This is a genomic window from Paraburkholderia lebeckiae (assembly GCF_050436225.1).
Classification (GTDB): domain Bacteria; phylum Pseudomonadota; class Gammaproteobacteria; order Burkholderiales; family Burkholderiaceae; genus Paraburkholderia; species Paraburkholderia tuberum.
Window position 1 is genome coordinate 626,928 of the sequence record NZ_JBNDLU010000001.1, and the last position, 11,861, is coordinate 638,788.

At 59.2% G+C, this 11,861-nt stretch carries 11 protein-coding genes and 3 pseudogenes; 2 read left to right on the plus strand and 12 right to left on the minus strand.

Annotation, left to right across the window (positions count from 1 at the left end; all coding sequences use genetic code 11):
* Positions 1-70 precede the first annotated feature (70 nt).
* From OKW45_RS02875 to OKW45_RS02915, 9 genes and pseudogenes are all read right to left on the minus strand, one after another.
* A complete protein-coding gene (locus tag OKW45_RS02875) occupies positions 71-556 on the minus strand; it encodes a hypothetical protein (RefSeq protein ID WP_429465798.1) in 486 nt (161 codons plus the stop codon).
* A 172-nt stretch (positions 557-728) separates the two neighbouring features.
* Positions 729-1,211, minus strand: a pseudogene (locus tag OKW45_RS02880) (electron transfer flavoprotein subunit alpha/FixB family protein); the annotation flags it as partial.
* Entirely contained in the window at positions 1,208-1,564 is a 357-nt protein-coding gene (gene nifW / locus OKW45_RS02885) for a nitrogenase-stabilizing/protective protein NifW (protein WP_429465800.1), read from the minus strand. The pseudogene OKW45_RS02880 and the gene nifW, both read right to left, overlap by 4 nt.
* 42 nt (positions 1,565-1,606) lie before the next feature.
* Positions 1,607-2,743, minus strand: coding sequence for a homocitrate synthase (gene nifV / locus OKW45_RS02890; protein ID WP_429465802.1), 1,137 nt, complete (start codon positions 2,741-2,743; stop codon positions 1,607-1,609).
* Between the two features lie 359 nt (positions 2,744-3,102).
* Positions 3,103-3,324 (minus strand): annotated as a pseudogene (locus OKW45_RS02895) (glutamine synthetase); the annotation flags it as partial.
* 302 nt (positions 3,325-3,626) lie between these two features.
* On the minus strand, positions 3,627-4,301 hold the full coding sequence (locus OKW45_RS02900) for a glycosyltransferase family 2 protein (RefSeq protein WP_429469210.1): 675 nt from the start codon (positions 4,299-4,301) through the stop codon (positions 3,627-3,629).
* A gap of 20 nt (positions 4,302-4,321) precedes the next feature.
* Positions 4,322-5,014, minus strand: a complete 693-nt coding sequence (nodB, locus tag OKW45_RS02905; RefSeq protein WP_429465804.1) for a chitooligosaccharide deacetylase NodB — start codon at positions 5,012-5,014, stop codon at positions 4,322-4,324.
* Positions 5,011-5,643 (minus strand): NodA family N-acyltransferase, encoded by a 633-nt coding sequence (locus tag OKW45_RS02910; protein ID WP_429465806.1) that lies wholly within the window; start codon positions 5,641-5,643, stop codon positions 5,011-5,013. Before OKW45_RS02910 ends, nodB begins: the two co-directional genes overlap by 4 nt.
* Entirely contained in the window at positions 5,640-6,392 is a 753-nt protein-coding gene (locus OKW45_RS02915) for a response regulator (protein WP_429465808.1), read from the minus strand. Before OKW45_RS02915 ends, OKW45_RS02910 begins: the two co-directional genes overlap by 4 nt.
* Positions 6,393-6,820: 428 nt before the next feature.
* On the opposite strand from OKW45_RS02915, the pseudogene OKW45_RS02920 reads away from it, so the two are divergent.
* Together OKW45_RS02920 and nifA are read left to right on the plus strand one after the other, a co-directional pair.
* Positions 6,821-7,351 (plus strand): annotated as a pseudogene (locus OKW45_RS02920) (transposase); the annotation flags it as partial.
* Between the two features lie 506 nt (positions 7,352-7,857).
* Entirely contained in the window at positions 7,858-9,696 is a 1,839-nt protein-coding gene (gene nifA, locus OKW45_RS02925; RefSeq protein WP_429465810.1) for a nif-specific transcriptional activator NifA, read from the plus strand.
* Between the two features lie 365 nt (positions 9,697-10,061).
* Here the strand turns inward: nifA and OKW45_RS02930 are convergent, their stop codons facing one another.
* From OKW45_RS02930 to OKW45_RS02940, 3 genes are read right to left on the minus strand one after another with little or no spacing between them, the layout of a single operon-like run.
* A complete protein-coding gene (locus OKW45_RS02930) occupies positions 10,062-10,214 on the minus strand; it encodes a hypothetical protein (protein WP_429465812.1) in 153 nt (50 codons plus the stop codon).
* 36 nt (positions 10,215-10,250) lie between these two features.
* Positions 10,251-10,550, minus strand: coding sequence for a ferredoxin family protein (locus tag OKW45_RS02935; RefSeq protein WP_018423212.1), 300 nt, complete (start codon positions 10,548-10,550; stop codon positions 10,251-10,253).
* Entirely contained in the window at positions 10,547-11,857 is a 1,311-nt protein-coding gene (locus OKW45_RS02940; protein ID WP_429465814.1) for an FAD-dependent oxidoreductase, read from the minus strand. The genes OKW45_RS02935 and OKW45_RS02940 overlap by 4 nt, the downstream gene beginning before the upstream one ends.
* Between the last annotated feature and the right edge of the window lie 4 nt (positions 11,858-11,861).

Consider the following 11,861-nt stretch of genomic DNA (forward strand, 5'->3'; position numbering starts at 1 on the left):
TGCAATGGAGTTCTGCCATAGCCAAGCCGGGGACATATTGTCGATCTGTCACTTGATCTTCCGGCGGCGATTATCGGGACCCGGACTGTGCGAGCAAGGCTTCCACGACGTCCAAGCCTATGCAATCGATTGGGTCCAGCCTGCGCAGCTTGGCGATCAGCTTCAGTGCAACGGCGCGCTCACCGCGCCGCACGCTGATGAACGCGAGCGCCTTCAGGGTGAAGAGCCAGAAGCGGCCCGGACCAGGAATGGTGAAGTCGGTGTCGCCCGGCTGTACCGCACACCAGTCGCTGTCGAGCGACGCCTGCCGGGCGGCGACCGCCAAAGCCTTGGTCGCGACCTCCTGCGCCTCCCCAAGTTCACCCCGGTTCGCATGGAACTTATACAGCAGATAGTAGGAAGGCAGGCAGCGCGGGTACGACAGGACCGCAGTCCACAACGCGGCGGCCACATCGTCATTGCTGCCGCCGCGGGTTCTCTCGATCAGCTGTAGCACGGGGGAGGGAACGTTGCCGCCGAAGAGATCGGTCGATTCGATACCAGTAATGAGATTCATCAATTTGCTCTGATATGGTGAGTGGTGAGGCGTCCGGCCGCTTTTGCGGCGCTCGGAAGCCGATGTGACGATGGATGTGTTTGTCTACGCGAACCTGAACTGGATGCGATGCCCGCCGCGCGGACACGCTCATTCGAGGTTGTGATGGTCCGTGCACAGAATGCTGCAACTACGGGACAATGTTCAGCTCAGTGCAGTCGGCGGTGAGGCCGGTCAAGAGCGTCGTTGCGACAGATCCGGCGAGATCCCGGGCCATCGAGATTGCACCGAGCAGCAGAATCTCGGAGCGATACTGGTTGACCGGGTCGGTCAGCCCCTTCGTGAACGGTTCGTTGCGATAGCCGAGCGACACAGGGTCGTGAATCACGTACGCTTTGTCCGCGCCGAAACTGAACGCCTCACTGGCAAACTGCTCAAGCGGCTCGTCGGTACCGCCGAGCACGGCCACAGTGACACGACTGCCGAGTTTGTCGGCGGGCTTGCCCGCCTCACCGAGCAGCTTCCACGACACGCTATGCACGTGGCCGCGGTCGTGCTCGAGAAAGACCCAGACGCCCAGGTAGGCTTTCAGATCTTCGGGCAGATTGAGGTTACGGCCGGCGGCCCGTTTGACCGGCGCGGCCGGCTTCTTGTCCGAGGCAGCGGGCGAGTTCATGGGACCCTCTTCATCAACAGGTCCGCCTCCAATGTAGGATGGCGAGCGAATATCTTGTGCACGAGTTTCAGCGACACGTCGCGCAGGCTGGATGCTTTGAAGACCTTTTGCTCCGCGGGCGTGGATACAGCGACGTCGTTGTAGGCCTTCTGCAGTAGGCATCGATAGACGGCGAGCACGGCCGTCGCGTTGTTACGCGGCAGTTCTTTCTGTTGCTCGATATTCTGAAAGAAGCGCTTGAGGATGTGCAGGTGGCTCACGTTCACCACCTTATCGTCGAATGCGATGTCGAAGAATCGCAGGAAATCCTCGGCCGACGAGAGGTGACGCAGTTGTTCGATAACTTCTTGCATGTCGTTACTTCTATTGGACAAGTTTGGCCGCCGTAACCACACTCACGACACCTTCACCCGCGTGCTGTGGGCTTGGGTCAGGAAGCGGCGAAGATCGCTTGCATCCGGCGCCTGCTTGTACTGCGTGACGAAAGAGCGGATGCGCCCAAGCAGGAGCGGAATGAGCCGCTCCGACACCCTCAGGCCTAGAGCGTCGTAGGCCTCACGCACACTTTGAGATCCAGAATGTTTCCCGAGTATCGTCGACCGTTGCCGGCCGAGCTCTGCTGGATCGAATCCCTCGTAGGTCGTGGGGTGCTTCGCGAGGCCGTCGGTGTGAATGCCCGACTCGTGAGTAAAGATGCCCCTACCGATGATGCTCTTGTTGAAGGAAACTGCGCGGCCTGAGGCTTGTTCGACCAGCGACGAAATGTCGGGCAGCGCTCTGGTGTCGACGCCAGTGTCTCGTCGCAGCAGGTGCCGCGCGCCCATCACGACTTCTTCCAGCGCTGCAATGCCGGCGCGCTCACCCAACCCGTTGACGGTGGTGCTCGCATGGGTCGCGCCGGCCCCAAGGGCGGCCAGTGTGTTGGCTGTGGCGAGCCCGAGGTCGTCGTGCGCATGGATTTCGATCTCCAGATCGACGGCGACGCGCAGCGCTGCAATGGCGTAGAAGGTCTTAAAGGGGTCCAGGATACCGACAGTGTCGGCAAAGCGCACGCGCTGGGCCCCGTGCTGCTGCGCGCATTGAGCCACTTCTATGAGAAATGAGGGATCCGCGCGCGAGGCGTCTTCCATGCCGAGGGAAATCTTGGGATGGTTTTTCGCTGCCTCGTCGACGACGCGTGCGATCTGCGCCAGTACCCAACTGCGCGACTGCCGCAGCTTGTGTTGCAAATGAATATCCGAAACGGGAACCGAGAGATGAACGATATCGGCATCGCAGCGCAATGCCGCGGTGAGATCCTCGTCCGTGAGGCGCCCCCAAACCATCAGGCGGGCGTCGAGGTTCAGGTCGACGATTGCAGCGATGCACGCCATTTCGTCTTCGCCCATGGCAGGAATTCCGATTTCGAGTTCGGCCACGCCGGCTTGCGACAGTGCGGCGGCGATCGCGCATTTTTCCTCGGTGCGAAACGCGACGCCGGCGGTCTGCTCGCCGTCACGAAGTGTCGTGTCATTGATGATCGGATTGAGCATGTCAGGTCTCTTGAGTTGTCGGCGATGGATCGCAAGCGTTGTGCCAAGCGAGCATCTACAGTCGGAGCACAATTTGCGGGATGTTGACCGGCACAATGTCGGGTTATGGCGGTGCATCGTCCGATTGTTCGTGTCTCGAATGCTACGTTCCGGACAATGCGGCCGCGCTGGAGGTGGCTCGATCGGTTCCATCCGCTAGCGGACAGAATGTCGAACCGATGTCGGTGGCGTCCCGCAACGTTTTCGGAATTTCCGGTAGCTCGGCATCCCGATACGCGCCGCCGACAAGCGGGTCTGGCAATGCCAGCTTCTGGTTCTATGCCCGCAAGACCCGCCGCGATCAGGGCCGCAAAAGCGGGATACGGATTCAGCTCCGCACCGCCAATGCGGCACTCAACGCGGACGGCGTCCGAGCCTTCGCCGTAAAGGCGGAAACCGACCGTCCGATTGTCTTGGCTCCATGCGACCTTGGTCGGCGCGAACGTACCGAACTGGAATCGCCTGTAGGAGTTGATGTGGGGCGCCAGAAAGAGGGTGATGTCCTTCGAATATTTCTGCAGGCCCCCAAGGTAATGGTGCATCAGATTGAGACGTTTATATGCGGATGCGGTACGAACGCTTTGCCGCGCGGCAACGTTTCACAGGGGAATCTTCCTCTCCGTGCAAAATCTGGCGGTGGGCGAGTGCCGAGCTGCTTGCGGTAGGGCTCAGTAGCTCCCAGTTTTCACGGAGTCGACGGATGCACAAATCGTTAGTCGGTAAGGGATTTTAGAAACCAACTGCTAGATTCTCACCGGAAAGCACGATCGTCTCATAGCATCTAAGATAAGTGGCGTGCACGATTACTCGTCGCTACAAACGCCGTCATATGCCACCACCAACTTCAAAGAACCGCGTAAGATCCGCTCTGCGAAGCGCCATCGCAATACCGAAAATTCTGTAGCGTTCGGTCCCGTCTTCGGGTTTCCGGTGGCGGCCTGTTTCCACCCCCGTATGGTACGTTGGCAGCAGCGCTCCGTGACAGCCAATCACTATTGCTTAATGTACACAGCGCATAGGCTTTCAGGGGGAGCAAGAGAAAGAGGTTAATGGGTGTGTGAAGAGAAAAGCCAAGAAATCGAATCTGGCGAGCGCGAACCGATGCCACCCTACAGCGGATCATGGTCAATGATGCGATTATCAGGGCAGTCCACCACGGCACTGTCGCTGTCAATGCGAGCTGCGCGAGCCCCGCCAGAAGCGATAAGGCGAGAAATAGCGAGCCCAGATTCTGTCCGATCACGTCCAGCGTAAGGTAGCGATCTAGACAGGGCAGCAGGCGCAGCGAAAGCAACGTGTCCCGATAAGTACTGCGCGCCAAGCGCAGTTGTTGGCGCAGATACGCCCCCAGTCTGTCCGGAACGACTGTCGCCGCAATGGCGTCCGGAACGTACTCGGTCCGATAACCTGCCGTCAGCATGAGAATCGTGAGATGACAGTCCTCGCCGAAGCCGCTCGGCTTCCCGCGAAAAAGTTGCGTCTCGTACTGATCTAGCAGCAAAAGGAGCCCGGAGCGCATAAGACGAGACAGCGACAGTGCTAGTTGCGGCAAGCATGTTCATAGGGTGTCTGGTTTGTCCGGTTAGGTTGAGGAAGCGATCGGATTGCAAACCCCCGGTCATGCAATGCTGGAATCATGAGGGAAAGCGCCATGAGGGTCTGCTCGCGTCGACCAGCATGAGTGCGTCGTCTCAACTCATCGGGAGGGCATCCGTCGTGCAAGAGCACAATTGCACCCGGCCGGACAGAGGCCAGCACAGCGCTGACAATCGCGTCCACGCCGGGACGAGACCAGTCTCGCGGGTCTACCGACCAGTGGAGGGGCGCCAGACCAGCGCTCGCTGACGTAGTGAGCACTGCTTCGGTCCACATGCCATACGGGGCACGCATATACCGCAGCGAAGCATGGGGGCTCGCCATCCTGATGACCCTGCTTGCCGTTAGTATTTCCTGTTGTACTTCGGTGGGTTCGCATCTGGACAGGTCCGGATGAGTCATCGTGTGGTTTGCGACCTCGTGCCCTTCTGCAATTATCCGTCGGATCAGCTTCGGTTGGTCCGCTGCGAACGCACCGATGACGCAGAAAGTCGCTGGCACCCGGTGTTCCGCCAGCACATCGAGGACGTCCGGTGTGCAAAGTGGATTAGGGCCGTCGTCAAACGTCAAATAGACGTCGCGACGTCCGTTGGTGTCAGCGCACTCGCTGCGCGCTTCGGATAAGCAGTGCCTCACAGCTCTGGCCCGTTCCGATCAATTATCGTTCCGGTCGGCCAATCGCTCATTGACCGTCCAATCGGTAAGACGACAATGAGTACGTCCTCGATGCGCGTGGGCGGCGTGTCGAGATGCACTTCTCGAAGGGTCGACCTCACGCGAACTCCAGACACAATAGTCGCCAGACCGGGTCGGCCGAGCAGCCTTGCAATATGTTGCCGCAACGCGTGTCGAACCGTGCCGAAGCCAAATGGAACGCCTAGTTCCTGCAACACGGGATACATCACGCGCATTAATTGAGGGATTCCGAGTCCCTCAAGATCCGGACGTACCGCGTACAGTCCTAGTTCGGCCACTAGTAGATCGACTGCGCCAACCTTGATGAAACGACGCAGTGCGCCGATATGAGCCGCTACGCCGCGCGCGTCGTAGCCGATTGCACGGAACTCTGGCCTCGCACCAGCCCAACTGTGATTGCCCTCGAATGGTTTTGCATTAAACGCACCAGTCGGTCCGTAGGTCTTTCGGAAGAACTCGGACAGTTCGATGTGGTCGGCGAGTCGCAACTCATTCTCCCAAACCAGTCTCCACCGCACCTGAGAGCGCATGGAGAGAGGTTCTCTAGCTGTGGACACGGCCAAATTCACGACTGCCTCCTATGCGCCGTCCGGCCTTTGAGGGCGGACCTGACGGCGAAGGACTTGCTGAGAAAGCGGTTCGATTTCAAGAAATCATCTGCACTCTGGAACAGTTCTGGGATGAAGCCCGAAGAAGAGAGCATTTCCGTCAACGCTTCACGGACCGATCGAACCTCATCGACGATGGAGAGTACATCGAGTGCACGTGCCTTTCGTACCAGATCTACCAAAGACTTCCCCCGCATCTTCCGCACGATCTGACCGCGATTGACACGAGATCCGTTTGGCCGGGTCGCTGAAGCATTTGGCACCTGCAATCGGCTGCTCCCGATTCGTCGCGAAGCCAAGGCGAAGTCGAGGGTTGCCTCAACTGTACGAAGGTAAGCGGTCGATATGGAAAGGGTTTGGAGAACTATGCGAAGTTTTGCGGGTAGTAAGCTGCCAGACGCTTGTCGCGTCGTGTCGGCGCGATCCAGCTTGCCCACGCGGCCGAAGACCGTGGCCGCATTGGACATGTGCCTCGGTTGATGGTCGGCGTACACCTGAGGATTTTTCCCGGAGTCAGGGCAAAGACCGACAACCGTCTTGATATGCCCAAATTCTATTTCTCCGGCCCGACGTTTTGCTACAGTATTCATGAGAGCGTCCACGAGAAATTGACTTGAAATTTGGTGCCGTGTCCGCCGAGAAAGTTCAGCGAGTTCGGGATCTGCGTTTTCCTTCGTCCAGGTGATGAAGCGTCGCCAGTGGTGCTTCATGTGCCCACCGTTATGGCCGCCCACCGGGCCGGACACGCCGCTGTTGCGCCATGCGTGAGCGGGCGCTTGATCCTGTGTCCGAGCGGCGAGAGGGCCGCCGCTCGCGTGCGCGTGTCCCGATGCATGTGATTGATCGACAACTGCTGCAACGTCATTTCCTCGGCTTCGCTCAGTTCTACGACACACTTCATCCGCTACCCCGGCACGACGAAGGCGCCAGCAGGTTTGCGAAATTGAAATGGATTTACCAGGAACACTATCCTCCATGCCGTACATTTCGTAAAATCGATTGTTTTGATGGAACGCATCCACACTATGGATAAGTTGGGATCATGCGTTTCAAGGGCCTCGATCAAAATCTGCTCGTCATGCTCGATGCTCTGATGACCGAGCGTAATCTCACCGCGGCGGCACGCAGCAAGGCCCAACTCAACGTCGTTCGCTACGCCGATGACTTTATTGTGACCGGTATGTCGAAAGAAGTGCTCGAATTCGAGGTGCTTCCGGCGGTCAGGCAGTTTATGGCCGCTCAAGGTCTGGAGCGCTCGGAAGAGAAGACCCGGATCACGAACATTGCAGACGGTTTCGATTTCCTCGGCCAGAACGTGCGCAAGTACGACGGCTACTGGCCCAGCGCCTGCCCGCGTTGCCCGCTCAAGGAACGATGTCACCCAGCGACTACCGTCGCATTCGACGATGGGAACATGAGCATATAGTTGAGGCCATGCAGCGTCGGCTAGAGCGCAAGCCTGACGCAATGACCATCCGCAGAAGCACTGTCGAACAGGTCTTCGGCACGCTGAAGCACTGGATTGGGGGCCACACACTTCCTGACCCGAACGCTCGGACAGGTCAGCACCGAAATGAGTCTATAGGTGTTGGCCTACAACCTGAAGCGCGTCGTGAAGATACTTGGGGTTGCCAAAACAATAGAGGTAGTGAGGATGGCTGGCACCTAGAGCCCGGCGGGGCTTTTTTTGCACTTGAAACGTTGCGCTAACGCAGCCATGACTTACCAAACCAGATTAATCGGACCGATAGGCTCGGATCTGATGATCTGAAAACAGTTTCCATACGTCCTCGGCCAGTTCAAGACGGACATTTTGTCGCCCAACACGGAAGCGCTTCTTGTGCCAAATATCCCGCTGCGCCGGGCGGGCACGCCCGAAGAGGTCGCAAAAATAGATCATCTTCGTCCTATGCTCGGATGCGGCGAGTTATTTCACGGGCACCGAGGCAGCAATCAATGATGGACGACACCTGTAATCGGCTGCACCTGGAGTAGACAAATCGCAGTTGATTTGAGCGACATCAATGGAACTCGCGTTTTTAACGGAATCCACGCAGCGAAATCGCAAAAGCAGAAAATAAGTACATCAAGGCACTACAGTTTCACCGTCCTTCCATGAAAGGGCATTATCTTTTGAAGTCTGCCCGTGAAATTGGGCGCTAGATCGAGGATGATATGCAACACAATGCCCGCAAATCCGAACAAGGTGACGGGGAGCACGGTCCCAACAACGGGGACGTCGTCATGCTGCATATCGCTTCCGTGCGCGAAAGGCCTAGCTCAAAGTCCGAGGCGGACCACGCGGTCCCTATTGTGCAGTGGCACGAGAGCGTGCTTACCGGCATCTTCGAAATATCGAAGGTACTGACCGCCCCCTACCGGCTCGAAGTCACGTTGGCCAACGTCATCGATCTCCTGCAATCGTTTGTTCAGATGCGGCTCGGTATCGTCTCTCTCTTCGACGATGATGGCGTACCGGACATTACGGTTGGCGCGGACTGGAGCGAAGGCAGCGATGAGCACTACCGGACGCGCCTGCCGCAGAAGGCAATTGACCAGATCATGGCGACGGACAGGCCGCTCGTCGCCGAAAACATAGCGGTGCACTCGGGCTTCAGTGCCGCCGACATGGGCGTGCTCGGTGCCTCCGACAACATGCGAGTGTCGTTCATTGGCGTCCCTATTCGCATCGACGCGAAAGTCGTAGGCACGCTGACCATCGACCGCGTCCTGGACTATGGGTCGAACTTCCGGCTCGATTACGACGTGCGGCTGCTTACCATAGTCGCCAACCTGGTGGGGCAGACGGTGAAGCTGCATCGCTTTTTCAAGAGCGACCGCGAGCGACTGATGGCGGGGAAGGACGGGCTGCAAAAGCCATTGTCCGAGCTCAAGCGCCCTGCAGGAGAGCGTAAGAAGTTTCAGATCGAGGGGGTCATTGGCGACAGCCCGGCGCTGCGCGGGCTGCTCGCGAAGATTGCGGTGGTAGCCGAATCGAACAGCACGGTTCTGTTGCGCGGCGAATCCGGTACCGGGAAGGAGCTGGTCGCCAAGGCCGTTCACGGGCTGTCACCGCGCGCCAAGCGGCCCTTCATCAAGCTCAATTGCGCGGCGCTCCCGGAGACGGTGCTGGAATCCGAATTGTTCGGTCATGAGAAGGGTGCCTTTACCAGCGCCTTCAATTCGCGCAAGGGGCGCTTCGAGCTCGCCGACAAGGGGACGCTGTTTCTGGACGAGATCGGCGAGATCTCGGCCTCGTTCCAGGCAAAGCTGCTGCGCGTCCTGCAGGAGCAAGAATTCGAGCGCGTCGGCAGCAACCAGACCATTAAGGTCGATGTTCGCGTGATTGCCGCCACGAATAAAAACCTGGAAGAGGCGGTGGCGAGGAACGAGTTCCGCGCCGACCTTTATTATCGCCTCTGCGTGGTTCCCTTGCTGTTGCCGCCGTTGCGTGAAAGGCGCAGTGATATTCCGCTCCTCGCCGTTGAGTTTCTCAAGAATTTCAACAGCGAGAACGGCCGTACGCTGACCTTCGATGCGAGCGCGATTGAAGTATTGATGAACTGCGGTTTTCCCGGCAATGTCCGCGAGCTCGAGAATTGCGTGCAGCGGAGCGCGACCCTGGCGCCGGGACCAGCGATCGTGAGAAACGACTTTGCCTGCTGCCACGGCCAGTGCCTGTCCGCGATGCTGTGGAAGAGCCGATCGGACGAAATTGCGCTGCAGCCTGGGCGAATCGTACCAGTGCCCGTGAAGCCGGCTACGCCGCGGGCTGAGGCTGCTACGTCGGGCGCAGTTGCTGCAGTCCAGCCTGTCGGCAGCGAGCGGGCTCCGTTATCGGCTGGCGGCGCAGTCCTCGGAAGTGATGCGAAGATGACCAACCGCGAGCGTCTCATCGCCGCCATGGAAAAATCCGGCTGGGTGCAGGCAAAAGCGGCGCGGCTGCTTGGACTGACGCCGCGCCAGATTGGCTACGCGCTGAGGAAATACGGTGTCGAGATCAAGCGTCTCTGAGAGGACTGTCGAACTTGCGGCATGTCGGGGCCGCGACATCGCGACTGAGGCGAATGGCTCGGAGAAGTCAAATCTGGATTTGGCGCGGACCTTGGCACGATCACGATCGGAAGCGGCCCCCGTGTAGGTGCTAATTCGGTAAGCGTCGAGAACAGCACGTCCGACCTTAGGGGGCGGTCCGTATCTCGACTAAGGTGGTGCGAACGCGGCGCTGTCATCGCCGGTTCGTTGGCCATGTCGCGCTCAGCGCACGGTCGATTGCTGCCACGCCGCCGGCTGCCAGATTGTCGTCGGCCAACGATGCGATGGCGGGCCGTTTGGACATCGTGTGTCTCCTCAGACGGACCGTTGCAGCAACGCTTCCACTACGAGCCGAGGCAGCCCGAATACGTGATCGCGACGGTATCGGGCGCCTGGCGTTTCTGCTGTTCCGCCCAGAAGGCCTTCAGCAGCGCGGTCGAGCCCTTGTCGCCCGGCGCCCCGCGGATGCGGCGGCGGCCGGTTCTCGGTGCAAGCAAACACATGTCGTTCTGGTCTGGCAATGACGATGTTCCTCAACCGAACTTGAACAGGATGCCGTGACCACCGCGCGGGTAGTCCCACTCGATATTTTGGTGGTCGGTACAGAGGATGCGGCAACTGCCGCATTCGAGGCAGCCGTCGGTGATCAGCGTCACCGCGCCGTTGCCTTCGGCCTTGTAGCACGAGGCCGGGCAGACGAAGGTGCAACTCTTCGCGCTGCATTCGCTCTGGCAGACGTCGGCATCCTTGATGTGGACGTGCGGCCGTCCTGCATCGACGCGATAACGGTTCTGGAACAGCTTTTCCTCTACGTTGACGGGTAGGGTGCTCATCGGAAGGCCCTCAGGAGTTTGTAGGCGTCACCCACAATGCCGGAAAGCGAACGGGCTGTGCGGAAGCTCGAAAAAATCTCGCGCTCCTTGCTTTTCTTGTCCTTACCGTCGACCGTTATCATTGTGCGCGCGGCGCGTGCCATGAGGTCGGGGTAGGTCGTGAAGAACTGCGGATTCTGGTGCAGCACGGCCGGCATGTCGCGGTACTTGTGCAGGTCTTTCATCACGAAGCTCTGATCGAGCGCGGCCTTGTAGGCCTTGAGCGTGCCGGCGCGGTAGCCTTGGCCCGCGGCTTTCGCGTGGATCACCGTTTCGGCGGCGAGGCGTCCCGTGGTCATCGCAAGGTTCGATCCTTCTCGGTGCGCGGCGTTCACGAAACCGCCTGAATCGCCAACGATCATCCAGCCGTTGCCGTAGACCTGCGGGATTGCGTGAAAACCGCCTTCGGGAATCAGATGCGCGCAATACTCCTTCATCTCGCCGCCCGCAATCAGCGGTGCGATCGACGGGTGCTGCTTCATCTTTTCGAGGAGCACGTAGGGGCTCGTGCGGTTGGGGTTTTTCTTGAAGTCGCTCAGCATGCAGCCCACGCCTATGGTAAGCGATTCCTTGTTGGTATAGAGGAAGCCAGTGCCCATCATGCCGTCGGTGATCCTGCCGACCATCTCGATCACGACGCCGTCGTCCTCGCCGACGTTGAAGCGCTGGCGGATCGTCTCCTCTGGCATGAAGAGAATCTCCTTGACGGCGAGCGCAACGTTGCCGGCCCCGATCTCTCCATGAAAGCCCGCCTTGCGCGCGAGCGTCGAATTCACGCCGTCGGCGAGCACCACCACGTCGGCATAGACATCGCCGTGCTCGCGGTCGCACTGCACGCCGACCACGCGGTCGCCGTCCATGATCAGTTCCTTCACCGTGGTCTCGCAGAGCAGCAGTGCGCCGGCTTCGCGCACTTTCGATGAAAACCACTTGTCGAACTGCGCGCGGATGATCGTGTAGCGGTTATAGGGCGGCTTGTTGTAATCCTCGCTGCGCACATGTGTACCGACAAACGACGTATCGTCGAGCATCCACATCCGCTGCTCGATGATGTGGCGCTCCAGCGGCGCATCGTCGCGGAAGTCCGGGATGATCTCTTCGAGCGCCTTCGCGTACAGGATCGCACCCTGAACGTTTTTGCTGCCCGGATATTCGCCCCGCTCGATCTGCAGCACTTCCAGACCTGCCTTGGCCATCGTGTAAGCGGCAGCGTTGCCGGACGGACCGGCGCCGACCACAATCACATCGAACTGTGAAGGTTTTCTCATCGTG